This window comes from Streptomyces sp. NPDC034086, assembly GCF_055575515.1.
In genome coordinates this window covers 202,781-228,565 of sequence record NZ_JBVISM010000010.1, presented here as the reverse complement: position 1 = coordinate 228,565, position 25,785 = coordinate 202,781, and the positions used below count along the sequence as shown (strand labels likewise).

Here is a 25,785-nt window from a genome sequence, read left to right as displayed (position 1 = left end):
GACCGGGACGGAACCGCCCGGCCAGGGCAGGGGTCAGCGTCAGCGTCCCTGGAGCCTCGCCGAGGACGTGCGGGTCGGGGGGAGCTGCTTGTAGAGGAGGCGGCCCGGGCATTCCGTCGCGAAGCCGTCCCGGTGGCCCGAGATGACGTGCAGCTTCACCTTCCTGCCCTTCGGGTAGCGGTTGCCGCCGCCCGACTTCAGGGTGGTCTTCGCCCGCGGGTCCGCCCCGAAGAGGCCCAGCTTCCAGGCCGTGAGCCGCGCCACCGCGTTCACCGCCGCCGCCGGCGGCGCGGCCGAGGAGTAGGTCCCGATCACCGCGATGCCCATGCTGTCCGTGTTGAACCCCATGGTGTGGGCGCCGAGCACCGGCTTGGCGACTCCGCCCGCCCGGCCCTCGTAGACGGTCCCGCACCGGTCGACGGCGAAGTTGTAGCCGATGTCCCGCCAGCCGCTGCTCACCACGTGGTAGCGGTACAGGCTCCGCAGCACCGCCGGGGCGTCCTTGCAGGCGTACTTGTTGCCGGAGGCCGTGTGGTGGACGAAGGCGGCCTTGACGGTGCTGGTGTAGACGAAGCCCGTCTCGCGCAGGGACTCGTCCGCGCCCCAGCCGCGCCGCGTCACGATCTTCGGGCGGGGTCCGATGTACGGCCGGGCGGCTGCGGCCGCCTGGAACTCGCCCTCGCTCGCGAAGGCGGCGTCGGCCGTGGAGTCCGCCTTGTCCAGTTCCGGGATCTCCAGCGCGCCGAGCGGGGCGTGCGGGAGGTTGACGGAGGAGGACTCCGCCGTCTCCATGGTCATGCCGGGCTGCGCCACGGCGTCGCCCTTGTCGTCACCCGCGGGCCGGCGCGCCGGGCGGGTCAGACCGCCCGGGCCGCCGTTCTTGCCGTCCAGGACCGCCACGGGCCGTTCCGCCCCGGGGTCGACGAGCTCGATCCGCATGCCCGACGGCAGTCGCGAGGCGGCCCGCGTGCCGGCGCTCTCCGCCTGGACGCGGACCTCCACCCCGTCGGAGGCCCCCACCCACAGCGGGGCGGTGCTGCCGCGGACGCGGCCGGTGCCGCGTTCGGGCGCGTCGGGGTCGGCGGCGTGTTCGCCGTTGTGGGTCTCGACGTCCTGCCAGTCCGACCACTGCCGCGTGCCGACCGCACGGGTGCGGACCTGGACCCGGCCGACGAGCGGGGTGCTCGCGTCGTCCCAGACGACGCCGACCAGCGAGAACGTCTTGACTTCGCGCGCCGCCAGTCCCCGGGTCTCGGCCGGGTCCGGTGCGGTGCTCATGCCGGGCACGCCGGGGATCCGGGCGCCCGAAGGGGCCAGGGGGACGAGCGGCAGTGACTGGGTGGAGCCGGCGGGGACCGCCGGGATCGACTCGGCCAGGGCAGGAGTGGTCAGCGCGAGCGGCAGGGCCAGTGCGGCAGCCGTCGCGACTCCGATGGAGGAAGCAAGGAATCCGCGCATGGAAGCGATGCTGAGCACAGCCACCACGGAGCGCCATCGGAGAACTGACGATCCGTCCGACGATCCGTACGGCCGCCCTACGCCGTACGGGCGAGCCGCGGCCCTCCGTCCGGGCGACGGGCCCGCGTACGCTGGGCCGGGTGAACGCCACTGACCGCACCCCTGCCGACCTGCTGCGATCCGCGCTCGCCGCCGATCCGGGCCGCCCCCTCGTCACCTTCTACGACGACGCCACGGGCGAGCGCGTCGAATTGTCCGTCGCCACCTTCGCCAATTGGGTGGCCAAGACCGCCAACCTGCTCCAGGGCGACCTGGGCGCCGGGCCGGGCGACCGGCTCGCGCTGCTGCTCCCCGCGCACTGGCAGAGCGCCGTGTGGCTGCTCGCCTGCGCCTCCGTCGGGGTGGTGGCCGAGGTGGGCGGCGATCCCGCCGGCGCCGACCTGGTGGTGAGCGGCCCCGGCACCCTGGACGAGGCCCGTGCCTGCTCCGGGGAGCGGGTCGCGCTCGCGCTGCGGCCGCTCGGCGGGCGGTTCCCGCAGCCGCCGGCCGGGTTCGCGGACTACGCCGTGGAGGTGCCCGGGCAGGGGGACCGGTTCGCGCCCTTCGTCCCCGTCGACGCCGACGGCCCCGGCCTGGTGATCGGCGGCGAGGAGCTCTCGTACGCGGACGTGGTCGCGCGGGCGCGGGCGGACGCGGCCGCGCGGGGCGCCGGTGAGGGCGCCCGGGTGCTGTCGGGCCTCGGCTACGACACCTGGGAGGGGCTGTCGGCAGGTCTGTACGGGCCGCTGGCCACGGGCGGCTCCGTGGTGCTGTGCCGCAACCTCGACGCGCTGTCGCGGGACGCGCTGGAGCAGCGCGTCGAGAGCGAGCGGGTCACCCTCCGGGTCTGACCTCCCCCATCCCGCTCCGAGCGGGGGTCCCGCCGCGAATTGTCACCCGCATGGCCCTTGTCCCGCCCCTGCCCCCGAGCCCGCGGCGCCACCCGGGGGCAGGATCGGCTGGAGGCCGTACTCACCCGTACGGCTGGTCGCCCGGGGTGAGGGGACGGAACGCGAGTGACGGACAGCGCGGGCATACGGGACGGCGCGGGACCGGCCGGAGGCAGTGGGAGGCCTCCGGCCGGCCGCCGGCGCCGGCTCCTGCGCTGGATCGGGCTGGGGCTCGTGCTGCTGGTCATGGCGGGGACGGCGGCCGGCTGGTGGGTGTACGCCAAGCTCGACGGGAACATCACCGAGGACAGCTCCGCCGAGGCCGAGCTGCGCCGCTACGAGCGCGAGCGCCCGGCGCGGTTCGGGACCGGCGTCCGGAACATCCTGCTGATCGGCTCGGACTCGCGCTCGGGCCGGGTGAACTCGCGCTACGGCCGGGACAAGGGCACCCAGCGCTCGGACACCGCGATCCTGCTGCACCTGCCGGCGGACCGCCGCAGCGCCACGGCCGTCTCGATCCCGCGGGACCTGATGACGCGGATCCCGAGCTGCCTGAAGGGGGACGGCTCCCGCACCGGCGAGCGGTTCGCGCAGTTCAACTGGGCGTTCCAGTGGGGCGGTGCCGCCTGCACGATCCGTACGGTCGAACGGCTGACCGGGATCCGGATCGACCACCACATGGTGGTGGACTTCGGCGGCTTCAAGAAGATGGTCGACGCGGTCGGCGGCGTGGAGGTGTGCCTGGAGCGGCCGGTGGTGGACGAGGAGGCGCACCTCAGGCTGCCGGCGGGCCGGCAGTTGCTCCGTGGCGAGCAGGCGCTCGGTTTCGTCCGGGCCCGGTACGGGCTGGGGAACGGCAGCGACACCGAACGGATGGAGCGCCAGCAGCAGTTCCTCGGTTCGCTCGTGGACAAGGTGCAGAGCAACGGGGTGCTGCTGAACCCGGCGAGGCTGTATCCGGTGCTGGACGCGGCCACCTCCTCGGTGACCACCGACCCGGGGCTGGCGTCGCTGCGCGGGCTGTACGAACTCGTACGGGGCGTACGGGACATACCGACCGAGCAGGTCAAGTTCCTGACGGTGCCGCGTCGCCCGTACGCGGCCGACCCCAACCGGGACGAGCTGGTGGAGCCCGACGCGGCCCGGCTGTTCCGGCAGCTGCGGATGGACCGGCCACTGACGGTCACCTCTCCGCAGCCCCCTCCGCGGAAGGATCCGGAGCCCCATCCGGAGCCGCGCACGGGGCCCTTGGAGGCTTCCCCGAAGGGCACCGGACCTGCCACGGCGCCGGGGCGGACGGCGACCCCGGAGGGGCCCGGGCCGAGCGAAAGCGGAAGGTCCGTCCCGCCCGCTCCGGTGCCGACGTTCACGGGAACCACGGCGGCGGAGGCGCGTTGCCGGTAAAGCAATCCAAAAGCCGGGGGTCCGGCCGAGCCGGATGGGCGCTTTGGGCCGTTATGGGGGGAGTGGATTTTGTCACGCGCATGGTTTGCGGCTGACCAGGCCGGATAAGGTGAGCGATCCGGTGCACCGGCCGTGAAGAGGCCGTGCACCAGCAGCCGGATCGTTGACCGCGTGCCTGGGGGGAGGCGCGTCGCGAAGCACCGACGGAGGATTCGAGCAACCGTGGATGCGCAAAGCCGTGGGCGGGCGGACGAGATCGACCCCGCAGACCAGTGGGTCCTCAATCCCCGCACTGGCAACTACGAACTGCGACTGGGCCATTCCGCTGCGCAGCAGCCCACCGTCGCCGCTCCCCGCAGATCGCGCAGGACCACCACCGCCCCCTCCGCGCCGGCCGTCCCCTCCCCCGCCGTACCCAAGCCCCGCCGCGGTGAGGGCCCGCCGGGCGGACGGCGCGGCGGACGCCGCCCCCGCCGGGGCGGGGGCCCGCCCCGGCGCCGCAAGGTCCTGGTGGCGACGGGCGGGACGCTGGCGCTGCTGCTGATCGCAGGCGGGCTGGGCTCGTACCTCTACTACGAACACCTGAACGGCAACCTGAACGTCATCGACACCGGCGGCGCGGGCGGCGGTTTCAAGAAGGACCAGCCGATCGACATCCTGGTCATCGGCACCGACAAGCGCAGCGGCAAGGGCAACGAGGGCTACGGGGACGCGGAGAGCGTCGGCCACGCCGACACCACGATCCTCTTCCACGTCTCCAAGGACCGCACCAACGCCACGGCGCTGTCCATCCCGCGCGACCTGATCACCGACATCCCGGCCTGCCCGACGAAGCAGCCGAACGGCTCGGTGAAGGAGATCGCCGGCACCAAGGGCACCCGCTTCAACAACAGCCTGGGCCAGGAGGGACGCGACCCGGGCTGCACGATGCGCACGGTCAAGCAGCTGACCGGCATCGAGGTCGACAACTTCATGATGGTCGACTTCAACGCCGTGAAGAACCTCAGCACGGCCGTGGGCGGGGTACCGGTCTGCGTGGAGAAGGACGTCACCGACCGCGATTCCAAACTGGACCTGAAGGCGGGCGAGCACCGCCTCCAGGGCGAGCAGGCACTGGCGTTCGTACGGACGCGGCACGCCTTCGGCAACGAGAGCGACCTGGACCGGATCAAGACCCAGCAGCAGTTCCTGGGTTCGATGATGCGGGAGATGAAGTCCAAGGAGACGCTGACCAGTCCGAAGAAGTTCTTCTCGCTGGCGGAGGCGGCCACCAAGTCGCTGACGGTCGACCAGGGACTGGGCTCCATCGGCAAGCTCACCGACCTCGCCGGCGAGCTGAAGGACATGAACCTCAAGAACATCACCTTCACCACGCTCCCGGTCCTCGACAACCCGAACGAGCCGCCGAACCGCAAGGCGACGGTCGTCCTCAACGCGGCGCAGGCCGAACCGCTGCTCCGGATGATCCGCGGGGACGTCTCCCTCACCGAGGTCGAGAAGAAGGAGACGGCGGCGAAGGAAGCGGCCGACGCCGACGCCAGGAACCGGCAGGACGCGCTGCTCCAGGGCAACCGCGCGCCGGCCGGGGACGTACGCGTGGACGTGTACAACGGCGGCGGCCCGCCGGGATCGGCCTCCACTACCCTGACCTGGCTGCAGAACAGCAAGGGTGTCCACAAGGCCAGCAACCACGGCAACGCCTCCGCCCGGCTGGGCGCCACCCAGCTCGAGTTCGCCCCCAACCAGGCCGATCAGGCCCGGGCCCTGGCGGACATGATGGGGCTGTCCGGTGCCGCCCTGAAGGTGGGCTCCGTGGACGCGGGTCCGCGGACGCCGATGAAGCTGACGCTGGGCGCCGACTTCAAGGAGCCCGGGGCGCCGCTCGGCGCGCAGGAGACCCCGCAGCAGGCACCCGAGGGCGTCCAGCGGGTCGAGGCGGACAAGGCGGTCTGCGCGAAGTGAGCGGCCCGCGCCCCGGGGGCGGGCGGCTGTTACGGCACGGCACCACCAGCACCAGCACCAGCACCAGCACCAGCACGAGGCATCTCGTTGACCGGCCGGCGTATGACGGGCGGTAGCCGGCAGGACCGGCACCACACCGACCAGCAGTGATCTTGAGGGGGGTACGCGTGAAGCACAGCAGCGTGCGGGGGGAGGGGGCGCCCGACCGGGCCGCGGACGGCATATCCGACGGCGACGGGAGAGCGGCCGCTTCGGTTCCGCCGCCCCGGAAGGGCTCGGGCACGGCCCAGCCTCCGGAGGGTGGGCTTCCGGTCCGGCGGCGGCGCCGCCGGGTGCTGTTCTGGGTGGCGTCCGTCATGGCGTTCCTGATCCTGGGAACGTCAGCGGCCGGGTACCTCTACTACCGTCATCTCGACGGCAACATCCGCAGCGGTCAGCGCCTGAGCGGAGAGAGCGGCGTGGAGAAGACCCACGCCAACGCCAAGGGCCAGCGCCCGCTGAACATCCTGCTGATCGGCTCGGACAGCCGCAACAAGCCGGAGAACGTCGAACTGGGCGGCAGCCGCGACACCGTGGGGAACCCCCCGCTCGCGGACGTGCAGATGCTGTTGCACGTGTCGGCCGACCGGGAGAACGCCTCCGTGGTGAGCATCCCGCGCGACACCCGGGTCGACATACCCGAGTGCACGGACCCGAAGAGCGGCGAGAAGTTCAAGAAGACCAGGGCGATGATCAACGAGTCGCTCGGCCGCGGCGGCCCCGGCTGCACGCTGGCCACGTGGGAGAAGCTGACGAACGTCTACATCGACCACTGGATGATGATCGACTTCTCCGGTGTGGTGCAGATGGCCGACGCGGTCGGCGGCGTCCCGGTCTGCGTCAAGGACAACGTCTGGGACCGGCCGATAGCCACCTCCGGCGGCGGTTCCGGCCTCAAGCTCCAGAAGGGCACGACCCGGATCAAGGGCGAGCAGGCCCTCCAGTGGCTGCGCACCCGGCACGCGTTCAGCAGCGACCTGGGCCGGGCGCAGGCCCAGCACATGTACATGAACTCGATGATGCGCGAGCTCAAGGGCCAGAACGCCTTCACCGACGTCGGCCGGATCACGGCCCTGGCCGAGGCGGGCACCAAGGCCCTGGAGGTCTCCGAGGAGATCGGCTCGGTCAAGAAGCTCTACAACCTGGCCATGCAGCTCAAGGACGTGCCGACCAACCGCATCACGATGACGACGATGCCGACCTTCCAGGACCCCGCCGACCAGGACCGGCTCATCGTGAACCCGACGGACGCCGACAAGCTGTGGACGATGCTCCGCAAGGACGTGCCCTTCGACAAGAACGGCGCTCCGACCGCCCCGCAGAGCCCCTCCGCCTCGCCCTCCGCGTCCGCACCCGCACCGGGTGCCTCGCAGCCCGCGCAGCCGGGCCAGGAGCCGTCCACGGCTCCGGCGACCGCCCCCGACAGGATCCAGGTCAACGTCGTCAACGGCACCGCCGTCGAGAAGATGCCGCTGGCGCCGCGGCGGGCGAACGTGGTGGCGGAGGCCCTCGTCTCCAAGGGCTTCACCGGGGCCCGGGCGGACAGCGCGCTGACCCCGGAGAAGACCACCGTGGTCCGCTACCCGACCCCCGACCTGGCCGACGAGGCGCAGACCGTGGCGGCGGCCATGGGCGTCCCGGGCACCGCCGTGCAGCAGTCGGCCGACGTCTCCCGGATCACCCTCGTGGTGGGCGCAGACTGGCGCGACGGCACCGTCTACCCGCAGCAGGCGCCGCCGGAGCCCGGTTCCGTGCCGGACACGGCCGACGCCCTCAACGGTTCGGACACCGGGGCCTGCATGGAGGTCTACAAGCCGTACCGCTGGTGAGCGGGCCCGGCCGGACGTGAAGGGGTGACCCGGTCCCGTACGGACCGGGTCACCCCTTCGCGCGCGTCGGACCCGCGAGCGGTCCCGGCGGGTAGCGTGTCGCGTTACCGCGTACGGGGGAAACGGCTGCGCGGCGGACGAGCGGTACGGACAGCGGCTGATCGTATGGGCCTACTGTTCTGACGAATCCGCCCGATGTGCCGGCCGGTCCGCACCGTGATCGAACCGCCGGCTCCGTCCCCGTGCTGTCCCCGCGGAGGTGTCCACCGTGCCCCAGCCGCACCGTCCCACCCCAGCCGCCAGGCCCTCCCGGCCGCGGCGTGCGCGGAGCGGCGGCCCTCGGGGCCGGCACCGGGACGGCCGTCCCCGGTGGGGGGTGCGGATCGCGGCCGGGCTGTCGCTGCTGGTCCTGGGGTCGGGGGCCGTGGGGCACGCCGTGATGACGGGCCTGGACACCGGGATCGAACGGGTCGACCCCTTCAAGGACATGAAGAACCGCCCGCAGGCCGGGCACGGACTGAACTTCCTGCTCGTCGGCACCGACGGCCGCGACGGGATCGGCCCCGAGGACAAGCGCGCGTACCGGCTCGGCGGCGCGCCCTGCCACTGCACGGACACCATCATGCTGGTGCACCTGTCCGCCGACCGGGAACGGGCCAGCGTGGTCAGCCTGCCCCGGGACAGCTACGCCGAGCTGCCCGCGCACCGCGACCCCGTCACCGGAAGGCCGCACCGGCCGCACCCCGTCAAACTCAACGCGGCCTACGCGGAGGGCGGGCCGAACCTGACCGTGCGCACCGTGGAGAACATGACCCGGGTCAAGATCGACCACTATCTGGAGGTCGACTTCACCAGCTTCATGAAGACCGTCGACGCGATGGGCGGAGTGGAGATCTGCACCGCCAAGGCCCTGCGCGACCGGAACACCGGTCTGGAACTGCCGCCCGGCAGTCACCGGCTCACCGGCGGCCAGGCCCTGCAGTACGTGCGCTCCCGCCATGTCGACGGAGCCTCCGACCTGGGCCGCATGCAGCGCCAGCAGCGCTTCGTCGCGGCCCTGATCAAACAGGCGACCGGGGGCGGGGTGCTGCTGAACCCGGTGAAGTTCAAGGAGCTCAGCTCCACCCTGCTGGGTTCGGTCCGCGCCGACCGGGGCTTCGGTTCGGAGCAGCTGCTGGCCCTGGGGCAGGCCATGCGGGACTTCACGCCCGCCTCGTCCGAGTTCGCCTCGGTACCGGTCGGGAACCCCTCGTACCCGGTCAAGGGCATCGGCTCGACGGTCAAGTGGGACGGGCCGAAGGCCGCCCGGCTCTTCGAGTCGCTGCGCCAGGACCGGCCGCTCGCCCCGGCCCGGCCCGGCCGGGTCGGCGGACAGCAGCGGCCCGCCGCCGTGCCGGTGGACGTGCCCCCGCAGCAGGTCCGGGTCCAGGTGGAGAACGGGACGCGGATCGACGGGCTCGGCGGCCGGGTGGACGAGGCCCTGCGCGCCACCGGCTTCGACACCACCCGCGCACCGGGCAACGCCGCCAGCCGCGACGTCCGGCGCACGGTGATCGCGTACGACCCGCGCTGGGACCGCTCCGCCCGCACCGTGGCGGCGGCACTGCCGGGCAGCGTGCTGCGCGCCGTCGCCGGGCAGGGCCGCACGGTGCTGGTGACGGCCGGCTCGGACTACCGCAAGGTGGTGCCGGTGCGCGGCGAGGACCCCTACCAGGGCGGGGAGGCGCGGGCGGTCACCGGAGACCAGGTGGTGTGCGGCCCCTGAGGTCCCGCCGCGGTCAGCGGACGCGTTCCAGCAGGGAGACGCTCAGGCCGCGCACCGTCTTGCTCTCGGCCACCCGGTAGTGGCGCTCCAGGGCCTCGGCCTGGTCGTCGGGGAGCTTGTGGTACGGGTTCTTCGTGCCGCTCCAGGTCACCACCCACACCCGCTGGGTGGAGCCGAGGCACCGCACGGGCTGGGCGCACTCCCGCGGGAAGAGGTCGTCGCTCGCCAGCGCCGAGCGCTCCGCGAAGACGTCCTTCAGCTGGACGCGCTGCGGCAGGAAGTACTCCACCTGGAAGTCGATCATGAACACGCGGTCCGCGCCGCGCACCGGCACGAACCCGTCCCCCGGCCGGTAGCCCTGGGCGATGACCCGCGCCGCGGCCTCGCCGTCCAGGCCGACCCTGGCCCACTCGGTCCGCATCTGGCGCTGGTCAGGAAGGCCGAGCAGGATCAGCGCGGCCAGGGCGAGCGAGCCGGCCCGCGACGGCCGCAGCGCGGCCAGCCCGGCGGCCGCCAGCACCACCCAGGCGGGCAGGGTGAAGAGCAGGTAGCGGTCCATGAAGTACGAGGTGCTGCCCTGCGAGACCACCCAGGCGGCCCCGATCGGGGCCGCCCCGGTCAGCAGGAGCTCCACCGCGGGACGCCGGCCCCGGCTCCAGGCGAGCGGGAGCAGCGCCACCGCGGCGATGGCGAGGCCGATCATCGGGGAACCGAAGAGGTTGCTCCAGAGGTCGGCGACGCTCCGCAGGTGCGGGGTCTTGATCCAGCTGATCTGGCGGCCCACCTGGCGCTGCCCCAGCAGCACCAGCGGGACCACCGGGACCAGGGCGACCGCCGCCGTCACCGCGAACGCGATCACGGTGCGCCCCCGGCGGTCCTGCCACCAGCGCAGCAGCACGATCAGGGCGTGCGGCAGCAGGAAGAGCAGCGACACCACGTGGAACAGCCCGGCCGCCGACACCGCGACGGCGTACGGCGCCCAGCGCCGCGGGGCCGGCCGCTCCAGCGCCCGCAGCAGCAGCCAGGTCGCGGCGCTGACCGCCAGCACGACGAAGGCGTACGACCGCGCCTCCTGGCCGTACCGGGAGACCGCCGGCACGAACGCGAACAGCAGACCGGCGAACACGGCCGTCCGGCGGTCGAAGAGCGTACGGGCCGTCAGCACGGCGAAGGCGGCGGCACCGGCCATGGCCAGCGCCGACGGCAGCCTGAGCATCTCGACCGAATCCCCGAAGACGGAGGTCCAGCCGTGCAGCAGCAGGTAGTAGAAGCCCGAGACGGCGTCCACGTGGCCCAGCATGTCGACCAGCTCGCCGGTGCCGCGCGTGGCGGCGTTCCAGCTGGCCAGCTCGTCCCTCCAGGGCTGCGCGCGCCCGCTCCCGAAGACACCGACGGCAAGGGTCAGCAGGGCGGCCCACAGCCAGTCGTAGCGGGCCGGGAGGGCGGCGCGCGGGACCTCACGGCCGCTCGTGCCCCCGTCCGGCACGGACCGGCCGGAGCCTGCCGCGGCCTCGGTCGCCGTACTGCTGCTGGTCATGCTCGTACCTTCCGGATCCATCGGATCGGCTGAGGGGGGTGGCGTCGGCGAAGGAACGTTCCGGGCCGCGCTCGACGTCACAGGGTACGTCGCGGCCCGGGACCCCACCCAATTCCCCTCCGGGCCCCGGCGGGCGCCGTCAGCGGGACCGGACCGCCGGGTCCGTCCTCGGCAGCGAGAACGTGCCGCTCTCCAGCATCCGCTTGAGCCATGCCGATCCGGGGCGTTCGACGAAACGGTGGACCAGCCAGGAGAGCAGCAGGATCGCCGTCAGGCACAGCGCCAGCAGGGGGAACGGCGCCAGCCCGTGGTCGCGGCCCCACCGGATCAGCGCCCAGCCGATTTCCTGGTGGAGCAGGTACAGGGGGTAGGTGAGGGCTCCGGCGACCGTGAGCCACTTCCACTGGATCCGGTTGAAGACACCGGTCGCGGCGGCCAGCATCACCAGGAAGAACACGGCCGTGACGGTGGCGGCGACCGGCCACGACAGGGCGTGACCCACCTCGTGCCGGTAGGCCCCCACGGTGACGTGCAGCCGGTTCTGCGCGATGAGCCACGAGAAGGCGACGACCGCGATCAGCAGCGGGTTCGCGCCGAACCGGTAGATCAGGTACATGGCCACGCCCGCGATGAAGTACGGGGCGTCGTTCGGCAGGAACAGCAGGTCCATCAGGCCGAGCTGGGTGTACGGGGCGATCACGGCCAGGATCGTCCAGATCCCGCAGAACGCCAGGACCCGGCGGTAGGTGAGGCCCATGACGGCGACGACCGCGAAGAGCAGGTAGAAGCGGAGCTCGACCCACAGGGTCCAGTAGACGCCGTCCGCGTCGGGCACCCACAGGGGCTTCTGCAGCATCGTGAGGTTGGCCAGCAGGTCGCTGAAGCCCAGGGGCTTGCGGGAGGCCCGCACCGTGGCGGCGAAGTTCACCACGAGGGCGGTGGCGATGACGGCGAACCAGTAGCCGGGGTAGAGCCGCACGACGCGGGAGATGAAGTACTCCCGCGGGGAACGCCCCCAGCACGACATGCAGATGACGAAACCGCTGATCAGGAAGAAGAGCTGGACTCCCATCCAGCCGTAGGCGGTGATGCCGCTGACGGTGGGCATCAGCGCCTCGGGTTTGCGTCCCCACACCTCCGGGTGGAGGTTGACGCCGGTCCAGTGGAAGGCCACCACGGCCAGCGCGGCCATGAGGCGCAACGCGTCCAGGACGTACAGGCGCGGGCGGCGCGCACGGCTCTCGCCCTTCTGTTCCTTCTGCTGCGGTATGGCACCGAGCAGTGCGGGGACTTGTGTGGCAGGCGTCGTCATGAGGGGAACAGCTCCACGAAGTGTCCGGCGGGGAATCCGACGTCCCCCCGGCCGTCGCCCGACACTCTAGGGGGTGTCCGGGCCCGGGCGCCGCCCCTGATGGCCGTTCAGTGGCCGCCGCCCGGCCGGACGTCAGTCGTCGAGCCCCTCGGCCGCCCTGCGTGCGCGCAGTTCGGTGATGGCCTGGCGGCGGGCGAGCCGGTGGGTGCGGCGGATCTGGGCCTCCTGGTAGCGGCGCTCGTCCTGCTCGGTCTCCGGGATCACGGGAGGGACCTGGCGGGGCTTGCCGTCGGAGTCCACCGCCGTGAAGACGAGGTAGGCGCTGCCGACCTGGGTGGCGGGGGTGGACTCGTTCCACCGCTCCGCGAGGACCCGTACGCCGATCTCCATCGAGGAGCGGCCCGTCCAGTTGACCTGCGCCCGGACGTGCACCAGGTCGCCGACGCGGACGGGGGCCAGGAAGGCCATCTCGTCCATGGACGCGGTGACGGCGGGCCCGCCGGAGTGGCGTCCGGCCACGGCGCCCGCCGCGTCGTCCACCAGCTTCATGATCACCCCGCCGTGGACGGTGCCCAGGAGGTTGGTGTCGTTGGCGGTCATGATGTGGCTGAGGGTGGTCCGGGACGCCGAGATCGGCTTGCCCTCGGGTGCCTCCGGTATCTGTGTCATACAGCCACCTTAAGTGCGTCCCGGAGGCATCAGCTGTGCAACAGCCCCGGTACGAAGACCGGCCCGGGGTGTCGTGCGGCACTCCCGGCCAGGCATCCTTGTCGGCATGAGTGACTGGGACGGGTGGAACGGCGAGCGCGACGCGCGAGGCCGCCGCGATGACGGGTACGGGCGCGGCAGCGGGCAGCCGCAGCCGGAGGGGGCGCAGCGGATGCGCCACGTCCAGCGGCAGCCCCAGCAGCGGCAGCCGCAGCGGCCGGCCCAGCCGCCGCAGCGCCCGGCACGGCCCCCCGTCCCGCCGCAGGCCCCGCCGCCGGGCGGCCGCCCGGGGCGCGCGGTGCCGCCGCGGCAGGCCCAGGGCCCCGACGCCGCGTACGACAGCGGGTACAACACCGGGCAGGTCTACGGCCGCCCCGCCGGTCCCGGCGGCCCGGGACAGCGTCCGCCGGGCGGCCCCGGCCGTCCGCAGGGGCCCGCCCCGGACTGGCGCAGGCGGATCAAGATCGGCTCGATCGCGGTGGTCTCCGTCCTGCTCGTGACCGGGATCGGCACCTACTTCTGGGCGGACTCCCAGGTCCGCCGCGAGGTCGACCTGTCGAAGGTCATCGAGCGCCCGAAGGAGGGCGACTGCACCACGTATCTGATCGTGGGCTCCGACAGCCGCGAGGGGATGTCCGACGAGGAGAAGAAGAAGCTCCACACGGGCTCCGCCGACGGCAAGCGGACCGACTCGATGATGATCCTGGCGAAGTGCTCCAGCGGGAACACGATGATCTCCCTGCCCCGTGACTCGGACGTGGAGATCCCCTCGTTCGTCGGCTCCCAGTCGGGCAAGAAGTTCCCCTCGCAGGGCCGCCGGGTCAAGCTGAACGCCGCGTACGCGGAGGACGGGCCCGAGCTGCTGGTGCGGACGGTGGAGTTCAACACCGGCCTGCGCATCGACCACTACGCCGAGATCGGCTTCGCCGGTTTCGCGAACATCGTGGACGCGCTCGGCGGGGTGGAGCTCGACATCGAACAGGGCTTCAAGGACGAGAAGTCGGGTGCCGACTTCAAGGCGGGCCGCCAGACCCTGAACGGCGAGCAGTCCCTGGCCTTCGTGCGCACCCGGTACGCCTTCGCCGAGTCGGACCTCCAGCGGACGAAGAACCAGCAGAAGTTCCTCTCCGCGCTCGCGAGCCAGGCCGCTACCCCGGGCACGGTCCTCAACCCCTTCTCCCTCTACCCCGTCCTGGGCGCCGGCCTGGACACGCTGATCGTGGACAAGGACATGGGACTGTGGGACATGGGGCAGATGTTCTTCGCGATGAAGGGCATCAGCGGCGGTGACGGCGTGTCGATGAACATGCCGATCTCCGGCCAGCGGGGCGGCAACCTCGTCTGGGACAAGGCGAAGGTGCAGCAGCTGGTCAAGGAGATCCAGAACGACCAGAAGGTGACCGTCAGGGGCCAGTGAGCCGGCCGCTGAGGGCCCGCGGACGAAAAGGAGGAGGGGCGCCCCGTCGGGGGCGCCCCTCCTCCTCGCGTGCCGCTACTTGCCGGCGCGGGCGCGGAGCTTCCACGGCATGGCGATGGACTCCAGCTGGACGGCCAGGTTCATCTTGGACTCGCCGACGGTGCGGTCCTCGAAGTGGATCGGGACCTCCATCACCCGGAAGCCGCGGCGCAGGGCCTTGTACTTCATCTCCACCTGGAAGCTGTAGCCGGCGCTGCCGATCGACGCCAGGTCGATCGCCTTCAGCGCGGCGGCGCTCCACAGGTTGAAGCCGCCGGTGATGTCGCGGACCCGGGTGCCGAGGATGGTGCTCGCGTACGCGTTGGCCCAGCGGGAGAGCAGCTTGCGGTGCGCGCCCCAGGCGTCGGAGAGGGTGCCGCCCGGCACGTAGCGGGAGCCGACGACGAGACCGGCGCCGGTGGAGCGGGCGACGCCCAGCATCTCGGCGATCTTGCCGGCGGGGTGGGAGCCGTCCGCGTCCATCTGGAGCACGTACTCGGCGCCGTCCTCGACGGCCTTGGCCATACCGGCCGCGTAGGCACGGCCGAGGCCGTCCTTGGCGGTGCGGTGCAGGACCGACATGCGGGGCTTGCCGTCCTCGGTGACGAAGCCCTCGGCGAGCTCGTCGGCGATCTTGCCGGTGCCGTCGGGCGAGGAGTCGTCGACGACCAGCAGCCGCAGGCCCGGCTGCTCGAGACCCATGAGCAGCTCCACCATGCCCGGCAGGTTGCCCGCCTCGTTGTAGGTGGGCATGACCACGGTGAGCGGCGTGTCCGCCCAGGCGTCGGGGAGCTTCGTGGTTGCGACGTCCGTCGCGGGGGGAGTCTGCTGCTCGCCTATCACAGGTTGTGCCTCACTGAAGTTGGTCACCGGTCGGAGGAGAAGCGGACGGCGGCGTCGGGCAGTTCAGCCTCGCACCACACCCGCACCCCTGCGCGAAGTTCGTTGTCAGCCCCCACGACGGCACCGTCGCCGATGACCGCGCCCGTCACGACCGTGCGCGTACCCACCGAAGCGCCCGCGCCGATGAGGCTGGCGCTCACCACCGTGTCCGCGCCGAGGATCGCGCCGTCCAGCACGATGGAGCCCTGGACGACAGCACCCGATTCGATCCGGGCGCCGGCACCCACAACGGTACCGCCCGACAGTTTGGCGCCTTCCGCCACCTCGGCGCCGGGGAGCACGAGGGCCTCGCCGCGCGGCCCGGGGACGGCCGGGGAGGCCACGACGCCGCGCACGAGGTCGGCGGAGGCCTGGACGAAGGACTCGGGCTTGCCGAGGTCCAGCCAGTAGGTGTCCTCGGTGACGCCGTGGAGCCTGGCACCGGAGGCGAGCAGACCGGGGAAGGTCTCGCGCTCGACGGACACCGGACGGCCGGCCGGGATGGAGTCGATCACGCTGCGGCGGAAGACGTAGCAGCCGGCGTTGATCTGGTCGGTGATGATCTCCTCGGGCGTCTCCGGCTTCTCGGTGAAGGCCAGCACCCGCCCGTCGGCGTCGGTGGGGACCAGGCCGAAGGCGCGCGGGTCCTCGACGCGCACGAGGTGCAGGGAGACGTCGGCGTCGGCCGCCCGGTGGGACTCGACCAGGCCGGCGATGTCGAGACCGGTGAGGATGTCGCCGTTGAACACGAGGACCGGGGAGTCCGGACCGCCCGTCAGACGCTCGGCGGCGTTGCGGATGGCGCCGCCCGTACCCAGCGGCTCGTCCTCGACGACGTACTCGAGGGTGATGCCGAAGGCGGAACCGTCGCCGAAGTACGGCTCGAAGACCTCGGCGAGGTAGCAGGTGGCCATCACGATGTGCGTGACACCGGCGGCTGCGGCCCTGGCTATCTGGTGGGCGAGGAACGGGACGCCCGCTGCCGGAACCATCGGCTTGGGGGTGTTCACCGTCACGGGGCGCAGTCGCGTCCCCTGCCCGCCGACCAGCAGGATCGCTTCCGTCATTTTGTTCTCTCCCCAACCGGTTCGGGCGTACGAAGCTTCAAAGTTAGCCCATCCCGGGCGGTGCGAAGCCCGGAGGCGGGCCGTGCGGGCCGCCTCCGGCAACGTTCCGGTTACGGCGGGTTCCTCACTCTGCGCATGCGGGGCGTCCCGCCGTCCCCTCTGTAGGAGCGGCGTACGCCGCCGGGGCGGCGGAGCCGCTGCTCACCGCCGGAACCCCGTCCGGGACGTCCGTGGGGCCGCCGCGCGGCCGGCCGGCGTCCCGGCGCGCGGCGCGGAAGGCCCTGCCGTGGGCGCGGGCACCGGCGGGAGCGGCCCGCTGGATCGGAATCGTTACAAAGGAAGGGGCATGCGGAAAGGCCCCCGGCGGACGCGGGGGCCTTTCACACGCCTGCGGGCCGGGCGGTGTTACGGCAGGTTCCTGGCCATCACGATGCGCTGGACCTGGTTCGTGCCTTCATAAATCTGCGTGATCTTCGCGTCGCGCATCATGCGCTCGACCGGGTAGTCGCGGGTGTAGCCGTAGCCGCCGAGGAGCTGGACGGCGTCCGTGGTGACCTCCATCGCGACGTCGGAGGCGAAGCACTTGGCCGCGGCGCCGAAGAAGGTCAGGTCGCCGTCGACGCGTTCCGACTTGGCGGCGGCCGCGTAGGTCAGCTGGCGGGCGGCCTCGATCTTCATGGCCATGTCCGCGAGCATGAACTGGACGCCCTGGAAGTCGCCGATCGGCTTGCCGAACTGCTTGCGCTCCTGGACGTAGCCCTTGGCGTAGTCCAGGGCGCCCTGGGCGATGCCGAGGGCCTGGGCGGCGATGGTGATGCGGGTGTGGTCGAGGGTCTTCATCGCGGTGGCGAAGCCGGTGCCCTCGGCGCCGATCATGCGGTCGGCCGGGATGCGGACGTTGTCGAGGTAGACCTCGCGCGTCGGGGAGCCCTTGATGCCGAGCTTCTTCTCCGGGGCGCCGAAGGAGACGCCCTCGTCGGACTTTTCGACCACGAAGGCCGAGATGCCCTTGGAGCGCTTCTCCGGGTCGGTGACGGCCATGACCGTGTAGTAGTCGGAGACACCGGCGTTGGTGATCCAGCGCTTGACCCCGTTGAGGACCCAGAAGTCGCCGTCGCGCACCGCGCGGGTCTTCATGCCGGCCGCGTCGGAGCCCGCGTCGGGCTCGGAGAGGCAGTACGAGAACATCGCGTCGCCCTTGGCGAGCGGGCCGAGGTACTTGGCCTTGAGCTCCTCGGAACCGGAGAGGATCACCGGGAGCGAGCCGAGCTTGTTCACGGCCGGGATGAGGGAGGAGGAGGCGCAGACGCGGGCCACTTCCTCGATCACGATGACGGTGGCCAGGGCGTCGGCGCCGGCGCCGCCGTAGGTCTCGGGCACGTGCACGGCGTGCAGGTCGTTGGCGACCAGGGCGTCGAGGGCCTCCTGCGGGAATCGGGCCTCCTCGTCGACCGCGGCCGCGAACGGGAGGATCTTCGCCTCGCAGAGCGCGCGGACCGACTCGCGGAGCATGTCGTGCTCCTCGGCCGGGCGGTACAGGTCGAAGTCGGCAGAACCCGCCAAGATCTCTCACTCCCCAGGGTGACGCGCCGTGGGACACCGGCAGCGGTGTGTCGCTGGGGTGCCCTTGGCGCGGGATGCTAACTACCGTTAAGTAACCCAAATTCTAGTTCCCGGCGCCCGCGCAGCGATATGCGGCACGTACGTGAGCTGCGTGACAGCCGGTTCCTCGGGGGAACGTCCCCGCGGACCGGCCCGACTATGCTCGGGGCCGCAAACGGCCCCGCACCTCTGGAGCATCCATGGCCCCCCTGAAGATCACCGTGATCGGCACCGGCTACCTCGGCGCCACCCACGCCGCGGCCATGGCGGAGCTCGGCTTCGAGGTGCTGGGACTGGACGTGGTCCCGGAGAAGATCGAGATGCTGGCCGCCGGCCGCGTCCCCATGTACGAGCCGGGGCTGGAGGAGCTGCTCGCGCGGCACGTGGCGGGGCTGCCGGGATCCACCGGGCGGCTGCGGTTCACGCAGTCGTGGGAGGAGGTGGGGGAGTTCGGCGACGTCCACTTCGTCTGCGTGAACACCCCGCAGAAGCACGGTGAGTACGCCTGCGACATGTCGTACGTGGACTCGGCGCTGGAGTCGCTGGCTCCGCACCTGACCCGCTCCGCGCTGGTGGTCGGCAAGTCGACGGTGCCGGTGGGCTCCGCGGACCGGCTCGCCGCGAAGCTGGCGGCGCTGGCCCCGGCGGGTGCGGACGTGGAGCTGGCGTGGAACCCCGAGTTCCTGCGCGAGGGCTTCGCCGTGCAGGACACCCTGCACCCGGACCGGATCGTCATCGGCGTCCGGGGCGAGCGCGGCGAGAAGCTGCTGCGCGAGGTGTACGAGACCCCGATGTCCGAGGGCACCCCGCTGGTGGTCACCGACTTCCCGACCGCGGAGCTGGTGAAGACCGCCGCCAACTCGTTCCTGGCGACCAAGATCTCCTTCATCAACGCCATGGCGGAGGTCTGCGAGGCCGCCGGCGGTGACGTGGTGAAGCTGGCGGAGGCCATCGGCCACGACGAGCGGATCGGTTCGAAGTTCCTGCGCGCCGGCATCGGTTTCGGCGGCGGCTGCCTGCCCAAGGACATCCGCGCCTTCATGGCCCGCGCCGGCGAGCTGGGCGCCGACCAGGCGCTGACCTTCCTGAGGGAGGTCGACTCCATCAACATGCGCCGCCGCGGCCACATGGTCGAGCTGGCGCGGGAGGCCGTCGGCGGCTCCTTCCTCGGCAAGCGGGTCGCCGTCCTCGGCGCCACCTTCAAGCCCGACTCCGACGACGTCCGCGACTCCCCGGCGCTCAACGTCGCCGGGCAGATCCACCTCCAGGGCGGCCAGGTCACCGTGTACGACCCCAAGGGCATGACCAACGCCCGCCGCGTCTTCCCCACCCTCGGCTACGCCGACTCCGCGCTCGAGGCGGCCCGCGGCGCCGAGGTCGTCCTGCACCTCACCGAGTGGCGGGAGTTCCGCGAGCTGGATCCCGCCGCGCTCGGCTCGGTGGTGACCGACCGCCTCGTCCTCGACGGGCGCAACGCGCTCGACCCGGTGCGCTGGCGCGCGGCCGGCTGGACGTACCGGGCGATGGGGCGCCCTCAGGCCTGAGGCGTACCGGGCGGCGGGCGGTCCGGCGGGGCGTGCGGGGTCGCCCGGTGCCGAGGGCCTCGGCCGGGGAGGCGTGCGGGCGGCTGGGTAGACTTCGCGCCGATGTCCACGACCAGCAGCCCCCCGGCCGGCCTCACCGCGTCCGCGACGGCGACGCCCGCCGCGCACCACCGGCGGGGATCCTTCGAAGCGGCCCTGCGCGGACGCGGCGCCCTGCTCGGCATCGCCGGCTTCTGGCTGGCCAGCCGGGCGGCGATGCTGTGGATGCTCGTCAACGACTTCTTCAGCTCGAACGTCGTACGGGTGGAGGTCACCGCGACCTACCACAACTGGTACGACGTCCTCGTCACGTGGACGCTGCCGCAGGACGACATCATGTGGCAGTACCCGCCGGCGGCCGCGGCGGTCTTCCTCTCCCCCGACCTGCTGCCGTTCCTCACCTACTTCCAGGCCTTCGTCGCCCTGACGGTGCTGTGCGACGGGGTGGTCCTGCTGGGTCTCGTCCGGGCCGCGCGCCGCAGCGACGGCAGCATGGCCGGGGCCCTGCTGTGGCTGGTGACCCTCCCGATGATGATGGCGACCCCGTTCGCCCGCTACGACATCCAGGTCACCCTGCTCGCGGTCTTCGCGCTGCTCGCCCTGGGGCGCCGCCCCGTGCTCGGCGGGGTCATCGCCGGCATCGGCGCGATGGTCAAGGTGTGGCCGCTGCTGACCCTGCTCGGCACCCCCCGCGGCAGGTCGACGCGGGAGGCGGTCGTCGCCGCGGCGCTGTCCTGCGCGGCGCTGCTCGCCGTCTTCGCGGCGCTGTTCCGCGACACGTTCGGCTTCCTCGGCAACCAGGGCGACCGCGGGGTGCAGATCGAGTCCCTCGGCGGATCGGTGCTGATGGCGGCCCGCCTCCTGGGCCTGTGGCCCGGGGAGATCGACTACCAGTACGGCGCCTTCGAGTACGTCGGCCCGTACGTGCCGGGCATCGCGCGGGCCTCGCTCGCCCTGACGGTGGCCGGGTTCCTGCTGCTCCTGCTGTGGCGGGTGAGGGCCAACCGCTGGTCGAGCGCGACGCCCTTCGACGCCGCGCTGTTCGCGATCCTGGTCTTCACCGTCACCAGCCGTGTCATCAGCCCGCAGTACATGATCTGGCTGCTCGGTCTGGCCGCCGTCTGCCTGACCTCCACGCACACCACCCAGCGTCCGGTCGCCTGGCTGCTGGTCGCCGCCAACCCGCTGACCACGCTGGTCTTCCCGGTCCTGTACGGCACGGACGTCCTCGCCACCACCACGCTCGGCACGGTGCTGCTGTGCGCGCGCAACGGCCTGCTGCTCTGCGCCACCGTGTGGTCCGGGGTCCGGCTGTGGAGGGCGACCGTCCTGCCGGAAGGGGCCCTGGCCGCCCGTTCCGCCTAGGGGACCGTCCTGCGGTGCTGTGCGGCGCGGGCCGTGAACTCCGCGTCGCGCAGGACGCGTTGGGCGTTGCCCCAGGTGAGCAGGGCGATGTCGGCTTCCGGCCAGCCCCGCTCCAGCAGTTCCGCGATCAGGTGCGGGTAGCCCGAGGGGTCGGTGAGGCCGGCGGGGCGGGGGCCGCCCCGCTCGGCGCCGAAGGACGCGCCGAGTCCGACGCCCTCGGGGCCCGCGATCGCCCGTACGTGCTCCAGGTGGTCGGCGACCGCGTGCAGGGAGTCCCCGGTCCGGGCGGCGTCGAAGGTGACCATCGCCAGGCCGTTCGCGGCCCGCAGGGCGAGCAGTACCTCGTCGGTGACGTTCCCGGGGTGCGGGTTGAGGGCGGCCGCGCCGGTGTTCGAGATGATGACCGGTGCCTTGGACGCCGCGGCGAGCTGGCAGGCCGCGGCCGGGGTGCAGCCCGTCAGGTCGAGCAGCATCGCCAGCCGGTTGACCTCTTTGACCACCTCGTGGCCGAAGGCCGTCAGGCCCTCCTCGGCCCAGGGGGCGCCCGCGGGCGCGAGGATGCGGACGCCCAGCGCGTGGAAGGCCCGCAGCGCGCCGAGGGAATCGGTGAGGGTGCTGCCGGGGACGGGTCCCAGGAACGAGGCGATCCGGCCCCGGTTGCGGGCGTCGGCCATGTCGTCGGCGGTGAGCGCGAGGCACAGGCTGTCGGCGTAGCGGCGCATCACGGACCGGGCCACGTCGATCTGTTCGAGGGTGTCGGAGACGACCTGGTCGGCGGCGGCGTCCTCGCGGGCGGGCCCCGGGGGCACGAGCAGCGTCCAGAACTGGGCGCCGACCCCTCCGGCGCGCAGCCGGGGGATGTCGGTGTCGACTCCGGTGTCCGGGGTGTCGATGTCGTGGTACGGGCTCTGGCGCAGGGTCCACACGAGGGTGTTGCACCCGTCGGCGACGGGGTGGTCCGCGAGCAGCGCGGCCGCCCGGTCCAGGGCGTCGCCGGCGGGGGCGGGGACGTCTTCGGCTCCGACGCCCACGGAGTGGGGTTCATCCTGCAGGTCGGCCATGGCGTTGGCTCCGGTCTCGGCGGCAGCAGGGAGAGAAGATGGTGCCACGGTGACACGTGGGGCGCCGGGGCCGCCCGGCGGATGTGGCGTTCGGGTGGTGACCCGGTCCGGGGCGGGCTCGGGGGCGATCACGGCCCGGACCGGGGGCCCCGGACCGGGGCCCGGGCCGGCGCCCGGGCCGGGGCGGCCCCGGGGGCCGGGTCCGGTGTTCGGCCCGGCCCCGGTCGCGGCCGCCGGGGCGTCAGAGGCAGGCGTTGGACGGGCCCCGGGCCGCCGAGAGCTCCCGGGCGGCCGATTCCGCGTCGCGCAGGACCCGTACCGCGTTGGTCCAGGTCAGCTTCGCCAGGTCGGTCCGGGACCAGCCGCGCCCGAGCAGTTCGGCGATCAGGTTCGGGTAGCCCGACACGTCGTCCAGCCCGGCCGGGGTGAAGGCGGTGCCGTCGTAGTCCCCGCCGATGCCGATGTGGTCGACGCCCGCCACCTCGCGCATGTGGTCCAGGTGGTCGGCGACGGTGGCGGCGGTGGCCACCGGGCGCGGGCGTCCCGCTTCGAACGCGCGGTGCAGGGCCATCGCCTCGGGGGTGGTGTCGAGGTGGTGGAAGCCGTGCGCGCGCAGGTTCTCGTCCGCGGCAAGCGTCCACTCGACGGCCTCGGGGAGGATGAACTTCGGCACGAAGGTGGCCATGGCCACCCCTCCGTTGGCGGGCAGCCGTTCCAGCACGTCGTCGGGGACGTTGCGCGGGTGGTCGCAGACCGCGCGCGCCGAGGAGTGCGAGAAGATCACCGGCGCCCGGGAGGTGTCGAGGGCGTCGCGCATCGTCGTGGCGGCGACGTGCGAGAGGTCCACGAGCATGCCGATGCGGTTCATCTCGCGTACGACCTCGCGGCCGAAGTCGGTGAGGCCGCCGTGGCGGGGTTCGTCGGTCGCCGAGTCCGCCCAGTCGATGGTGTCGTTGTGGGTGAGCGTCATGTACCGCACGCCCAGCCGGTGCAGGGCGCGCAGGGTGGCGAGCGAGTTGTTGATGGAGTGGCCGCCCTCGGCGCCCATCAGCGAGGCGATCCGGCCGTCGGCGCGGGCCGCCTCCATGTCGTCCGCGGTCAGCGCGCGCACCAGTGATCCGGGGTACCGGGCGATGAGCTGGTCGACGGCGTCGATCTGCTCCAGGGTGGCGCTGACCGCCTCGTCGCCGCTGTAGTCGGAGCGGACGTAGACGGACCAGAACTGCGCGCCGACCCCGCCGGCGCGCAGCCGGGGGAGGTCGGTGTGCAGGTGGCCGGACTGGTCGCCGGCGATGTCCCGCTGGTCGAGGTCGTAGCGGACCTGCTGGCGCAGCGCCCAGGGCAGGTCGTTGTGCCCGTCGACGACCGGGTACTCGGCGAGCAGCTCCCGGGCCCGCGCGAGCAGGTCCGCCGTGCTCACTTGCCGAACCCGAAGGAGTCCGCGCCCGCGACCTTGGTGCGCAGCCGCTTGCCCTTCTCGGTGGCCTGGTCGTTCAGCTCCTGCTGGAAGTCCCGCATCCGGCCCAGCAGCTCCGGGTCGTGCGCGGCCAGCATCCGTACGGCGAGCAGGCCCGCGTTGCGCGCGCCGGCGACGGAGACGGTGGCGACGGGGACCCCGGCGGGCATCTGGACGATCGACAGGAGGGAGTCCATGCCGTCGAGGTACTTCAGCGGGACCGGCACGCCGATGACGGGCAGCGGGGTGACGGAGGCGAGCATCCCGGGCAGGTGGGCGGCTCCGCCCGCGCCCGCGATGATCGCCTTCAGGCCGCGGTCGGCGGCCTGCTCGCCGTACGCGACCATCTCGCGCGGCATGCGGTGGGCGGAGACGACGTCGACCTCGTAGGGGACCTCGAACTCGGCCAGCGCCTGGGCGGCGGCCTCCATGACCGGCCAGTCGGAGTCCGAGCCCATGACGATGCCTACGACGGGGGAGGTGCTCATTCGGTGATCGTTCCTCTGAGGTAGCCGGCTGCGTGACGTGCGCGCTCCAGCACATCGTCCAGGTCGTCGCCGTAGGTGTTGACGTGGCCGACCTTGCGGCCCGGTTTCACGTCCTTGCCGTACATGTGGATCTTCACCTGCGGGTCGTGGGCCATGCAGTGCAGGTAGGCCGCGTACATGTCGGGGTAGTCCCCGCCGAGCACGTTCGCCATGACCGTCCAGCGGGCGCGGGGGCGCGGGTCGCCCAGGGGGAGGTCCAGGACCGCGCGGACGTGGTTGGCGAACTGGGAGGTGACCGCGCCGTCCATGGTCCAGTGGCCGCTGTTGTGCGGGCGCATGGCCAGTTCGTTGACGAGGATGCGGCCGTCGGTGGTCTCGAACAGTTCCACGGCGAGGTGGCCGGTCACGTCGAGTTCCCGCGCGATGCGCAGCGCCAGGGCCTGCGCCTCGCCGGCGAGGGCTTCGGAGAGGCCCGGGGCGGGGGCGATCACCGTGTCGCAGACGCCGTCCACCTGGATGGACTCGACGACGGGGTAGGCCACCGCCTGGCCGTGCGGGGAGCGGACGATGTTGGCCGCGAGCTCGCGGACGTAGTCCACCTTCTCCTCGGCGAGGACCGGGACGCCCGCCTTGAAGGGGGCCTCCGCGTCCTCGGGGGTGCGGACGAACCACACGCCCTTGCCGTCGTACCCGCCGCGCACCGTCTTGAGGATGACGGGGAACCCGCCGACCTCCCGCGCGAAGGCCGCCGCGTCCGCCGGATCGCTGACGATCCGGTGGCGGGGGCTGGGCGCGCCGATCTCGTCGAGCCTGGCGCGCATCACCCCCTTGTCCTGGGCGTGGACCAACGCGTCGGGCCCCGGCCGGACGGGAATGCCGTCCGCCTCCAGGGCCCGCAGGTGCTCGGTGGGTACGTGCTCGTGGTCGAAGGTGACCACGTCGCAGCCGCGCGCGAAGGCGCGCAGCGTCTCCAGGTCGCGATAGTCGCCGATGACGACATCGCTCACGACCTGGGCCGCCGAGTCCTGTGGGGTGTCACTGAGGATCTTGAACCTGATGCCGAGGGGGATACCCGCCTCGTGGGTCATGCGGGCGAGCTGACCGCCGCCGACCATGCCGACTACCGGAAACGTCACGCCTCCAGGGTATCCGGCGGTATTCCGCCATTCGGACGTGACCCTGGCGCGGATGTGCCGCCGGGCCGCGGGGCCCCGTGTGCCGTGCGTCGCACGGGGTGCCGGGGCGCGGACTCCCGCCGCGGGGGACACTTAGCATGGTGGGGTTGACGAGATCGGGTGACGCGCGGCCGCGGGCGGCGACGACGGACAGGACTGGACCATCCATGAGCAGCACGCCGAAGGCCGTACCCCTGTCCGAGCGCTTCCGCGGTCTGGCCCGGGAGGTCGTCAAGTTCGGAGCGGTCGGCGGGGCGGGGGTCCTCGTCAACTTCGGCGTCTTCAACCTGCTGCGGAGCACGACCGACCTGCAGACGGTCCGCGCGAACGTCATAGCCATCGTGGTCGCGATCATCACGAACTACATCGGCTTCCGTTACTTCACCTACCGTGACCGCGACCTGGGCAGCCGGCGCCGCGAGATGATCCTCTTCGTCCTGTTCAGCCTGATCGGCATGGTCATCGAGAGCGGTGTGCTCTACGTGGCCACGTACGGCTTCGGCTTCGACGGCTCGCTGGCGAACAACGCCTTCAAGTTCCTCGGCATGGGGGTGGCCACCGTCTTCCGCTTCTGGTCCTACCGGACCTGGGTCTTCAAGGCCCTGCCCACGCCGGCCGCGCACTCGCTGGTCGTCGAGCAGCGCGACGGGCACGAGGTGCCGGTCGTCCCCCGCGCTCCCGAGCCCGCGGCCAACCAGGGCTGACGG

Annotated in this window: 20 protein-coding genes; 9 read left to right on the top strand and 11 right to left on the bottom strand. The window is 72.4% G+C overall.

Going from position 1 to position 25,785, the window contains the following annotated elements:
• Nucleotides 1-39: 39 nt before the first annotated feature.
• Nucleotides 40-1,458, bottom strand: coding sequence for a peptidoglycan recognition protein family protein (locus tag ACZ514_RS22940; protein WP_468167855.1), 1,419 nt, complete (start codon nucleotides 1,456-1,458; stop codon nucleotides 40-42).
• Nucleotides 1,459-1,598: 140 nt separating this feature from the next.
• Here ACZ514_RS22940 and ACZ514_RS22935 point away from each other — a divergent pair, with 140 nt between their 5' ends.
• From ACZ514_RS22935 to ACZ514_RS22915, 5 genes are all read left to right on the top strand, one after another.
• Nucleotides 1,599-2,348, top strand: a complete 750-nt coding sequence (locus ACZ514_RS22935) for a TIGR03089 family protein (protein WP_469125524.1) — start codon at nucleotides 1,599-1,601, stop codon at nucleotides 2,346-2,348.
• A gap of 165 nt (nucleotides 2,349-2,513) precedes the next feature.
• Complete coding sequence (locus ACZ514_RS22930; protein ID WP_468699427.1) at nucleotides 2,514-3,791, top strand: LCP family glycopolymer transferase; 1,278 nt, start codon at nucleotides 2,514-2,516, stop codon at nucleotides 3,789-3,791.
• A gap of 222 nt (nucleotides 3,792-4,013) precedes the next feature.
• A complete protein-coding gene (locus tag ACZ514_RS22925; RefSeq protein ID WP_469125523.1) occupies nucleotides 4,014-5,753 on the top strand; it encodes an LCP family protein in 1,740 nt (579 codons plus the stop codon).
• A 356-nt stretch (nucleotides 5,754-6,109) separates the two neighbouring features.
• Nucleotides 6,110-7,621, top strand: a complete 1,512-nt coding sequence (locus tag ACZ514_RS22920; RefSeq protein ID WP_468699426.1) for an LCP family protein — start codon at nucleotides 6,110-6,112, stop codon at nucleotides 7,619-7,621.
• A gap of 268 nt (nucleotides 7,622-7,889) precedes the next feature.
• Nucleotides 7,890-9,386: an LCP family protein gene (locus ACZ514_RS22915; protein WP_469125522.1), complete on the top strand. Its 1,497-nt coding sequence runs from the start codon at nucleotides 7,890-7,892 to the stop codon at nucleotides 9,384-9,386.
• A 13-nt stretch (nucleotides 9,387-9,399) separates the two neighbouring features.
• On the opposite strand, the gene ACZ514_RS22910 is transcribed toward ACZ514_RS22915, so the two are convergent.
• The 3 genes from ACZ514_RS22910 to ACZ514_RS22900 all read right to left on the bottom strand — a co-directional run bounded on the left by ACZ514_RS22910 (nucleotide 9,400) and on the right by ACZ514_RS22900 (nucleotide 12,904).
• A complete protein-coding gene (locus ACZ514_RS22910; RefSeq protein ID WP_468167843.1) occupies nucleotides 9,400-10,923 on the bottom strand; it encodes a glycosyltransferase family 39 protein in 1,524 nt (507 codons plus the stop codon).
• 139 nt (nucleotides 10,924-11,062) lie between these two features.
• Nucleotides 11,063-12,235, bottom strand: a complete 1,173-nt coding sequence (locus ACZ514_RS22905) for an acyltransferase family protein (protein ID WP_468167841.1) — start codon at nucleotides 12,233-12,235, stop codon at nucleotides 11,063-11,065.
• A 132-nt stretch (nucleotides 12,236-12,367) separates the two neighbouring features.
• Complete coding sequence (locus tag ACZ514_RS22900; protein ID WP_468167839.1) at nucleotides 12,368-12,904, bottom strand: acyl-CoA thioesterase; 537 nt, start codon at nucleotides 12,902-12,904, stop codon at nucleotides 12,368-12,370.
• A 106-nt stretch (nucleotides 12,905-13,010) separates the two neighbouring features.
• Between ACZ514_RS22900 and ACZ514_RS22895 the strand changes: the two genes are divergently transcribed.
• A complete protein-coding gene (locus tag ACZ514_RS22895) occupies nucleotides 13,011-14,360 on the top strand; it encodes an LCP family protein (RefSeq protein ID WP_468167837.1) in 1,350 nt (449 codons plus the stop codon).
• A gap of 75 nt (nucleotides 14,361-14,435) precedes the next feature.
• Here ACZ514_RS22895 and ACZ514_RS22890 read toward each other — a convergent pair whose 3' ends face one another.
• The 3 genes from ACZ514_RS22890 to ACZ514_RS22880 all read right to left on the bottom strand — a co-directional run bounded on the left by ACZ514_RS22890 (nucleotide 14,436) and on the right by ACZ514_RS22880 (nucleotide 17,911).
• Entirely contained in the window at nucleotides 14,436-15,152 is a 717-nt protein-coding gene (locus ACZ514_RS22890; RefSeq protein ID WP_468167933.1) for a polyprenol monophosphomannose synthase, read from the bottom strand.
• A gap of 113 nt (nucleotides 15,153-15,265) precedes the next feature.
• A complete protein-coding gene (manB, locus tag ACZ514_RS22885) occupies nucleotides 15,266-16,348 on the bottom strand; it encodes a mannose-1-phosphate guanylyltransferase (protein ID WP_468167835.1) in 1,083 nt (360 codons plus the stop codon).
• Nucleotides 16,349-16,753: 405 nt separating this feature from the next.
• Entirely contained in the window at nucleotides 16,754-17,911 is a 1,158-nt protein-coding gene (locus tag ACZ514_RS22880; protein WP_385764354.1) for an acyl-CoA dehydrogenase family protein, read from the bottom strand.
• Between the two features lie 239 nt (nucleotides 17,912-18,150).
• Here ACZ514_RS22880 and ACZ514_RS22875 point away from each other — a divergent pair, with 239 nt between their 5' ends.
• Nucleotides 18,151-19,494 carry a UDP-glucose dehydrogenase family protein gene (locus ACZ514_RS22875; protein WP_468167833.1) on the top strand — a complete coding sequence of 448 codons (1,344 nt, stop codon included), beginning with the start codon at nucleotides 18,151-18,153 and terminating at the stop codon, nucleotides 19,492-19,494.
• 102 nt (nucleotides 19,495-19,596) lie between these two features.
• A complete protein-coding gene (locus tag ACZ514_RS22870) occupies nucleotides 19,597-20,898 on the top strand; it encodes a glycosyltransferase 87 family protein (protein WP_468167831.1) in 1,302 nt (433 codons plus the stop codon).
• On the opposite strand, the gene ACZ514_RS22865 is transcribed toward ACZ514_RS22870, so the two are convergent.
• The 4 genes from ACZ514_RS22865 to ACZ514_RS22850 all read right to left on the bottom strand — a co-directional run bounded on the left by ACZ514_RS22865 (nucleotide 20,895) and on the right by ACZ514_RS22850 (nucleotide 25,018).
• Nucleotides 20,895-21,959 (bottom strand): membrane dipeptidase, encoded by a 1,065-nt coding sequence (locus ACZ514_RS22865; protein ID WP_469125521.1) that lies wholly within the window; start codon nucleotides 21,957-21,959, stop codon nucleotides 20,895-20,897. The two genes, ACZ514_RS22870 and ACZ514_RS22865, sit on opposite strands and share 4 nt — an antisense overlap.
• A 241-nt stretch (nucleotides 21,960-22,200) precedes the next feature.
• Nucleotides 22,201-23,379, bottom strand: a complete 1,179-nt coding sequence (locus tag ACZ514_RS22860) for a dipeptidase (protein WP_469125520.1) — start codon at nucleotides 23,377-23,379, stop codon at nucleotides 22,201-22,203.
• Entirely contained in the window at nucleotides 23,376-23,903 is a 528-nt protein-coding gene (purE, locus tag ACZ514_RS22855; RefSeq protein WP_468167825.1) for a 5-(carboxyamino)imidazole ribonucleotide mutase, read from the bottom strand. Before purE ends, ACZ514_RS22860 begins: the two co-directional genes overlap by 4 nt.
• The gene (locus ACZ514_RS22850; protein ID WP_468167931.1) at nucleotides 23,900-25,018 is read right to left on the bottom strand and encodes a 5-(carboxyamino)imidazole ribonucleotide synthase; all 1,119 of its coding nucleotides are present in this window, start codon (nucleotides 25,016-25,018) and stop codon (nucleotides 23,900-23,902) included. The genes purE and ACZ514_RS22850 overlap by 4 nt, the downstream gene beginning before the upstream one ends.
• Nucleotides 25,019-25,245: 227 nt before the next feature.
• Between ACZ514_RS22850 and ACZ514_RS22845 the strand changes: the two genes are divergently transcribed.
• A complete protein-coding gene (locus tag ACZ514_RS22845; RefSeq protein WP_468167823.1) occupies nucleotides 25,246-25,782 on the top strand; it encodes a GtrA family protein in 537 nt (178 codons plus the stop codon).
• The last annotated feature ends 3 nt before the right edge of the window (nucleotides 25,783-25,785 follow it).

Excerpts from the sequence above, each read along its gene's own strand:
- ACZ514_RS22850 (WP_468167931.1), bottom strand. The coding sequence starts at position 25,018 with ATGGTCGGCGGCGGTCAGCTCGCCCGCATGACCCACGAGGCGGGTATC.
- manB (WP_468167835.1), bottom strand. The coding sequence starts at position 16,348 with ATGACGGAAGCGATCCTGCTGGTCGGCGGGCAGGGGACGCGACTGCGC.
- ACZ514_RS22875 (WP_468167833.1), top strand. The coding sequence starts at position 18,151 with ATGGCCCCCCTGAAGATCACCGTGATCGGCACCGGCTACCTCGGCGCC.
- ACZ514_RS22895 (WP_468167837.1), top strand. The coding sequence starts at position 13,011 with ATGAGTGACTGGGACGGGTGGAACGGCGAGCGCGACGCGCGAGGCCGC.
- ACZ514_RS22865 (WP_469125521.1), bottom strand. The coding sequence starts at position 21,959 with ATGGCCGACCTGCAGGATGAACCCCACTCCGTGGGCGTCGGAGCCGAA.
- ACZ514_RS22940 (WP_468167855.1), bottom strand. The coding sequence starts at position 1,458 with ATGCGCGGATTCCTTGCTTCCTCCATCGGAGTCGCGACGGCTGCCGCA.
- ACZ514_RS22845 (WP_468167823.1), top strand. The coding sequence starts at position 25,246 with ATGAGCAGCACGCCGAAGGCCGTACCCCTGTCCGAGCGCTTCCGCGGT.
- ACZ514_RS22890 (WP_468167933.1), bottom strand. The coding sequence starts at position 15,152 with ATGCCCACCTACAACGAGGCGGGCAACCTGCCGGGCATGGTGGAGCTG.
- ACZ514_RS22870 (WP_468167831.1), top strand. The coding sequence starts at position 19,597 with ATGTCCACGACCAGCAGCCCCCCGGCCGGCCTCACCGCGTCCGCGACG.
- ACZ514_RS22900 (WP_468167839.1), bottom strand. The coding sequence starts at position 12,904 with ATGACACAGATACCGGAGGCACCCGAGGGCAAGCCGATCTCGGCGTCC.
- ACZ514_RS22920 (WP_468699426.1), top strand. The coding sequence starts at position 6,110 with ATGGCGTTCCTGATCCTGGGAACGTCAGCGGCCGGGTACCTCTACTAC.
- ACZ514_RS22905 (WP_468167841.1), bottom strand. The coding sequence starts at position 12,235 with ATGACGACGCCTGCCACACAAGTCCCCGCACTGCTCGGTGCCATACCG.
- purE (WP_468167825.1), bottom strand. The coding sequence starts at position 23,903 with ATGAGCACCTCCCCCGTCGTAGGCATCGTCATGGGCTCGGACTCCGAC.
- ACZ514_RS22910 (WP_468167843.1), bottom strand. The coding sequence starts at position 10,923 with ATGACCAGCAGCAGTACGGCGACCGAGGCCGCGGCAGGCTCCGGCCGG.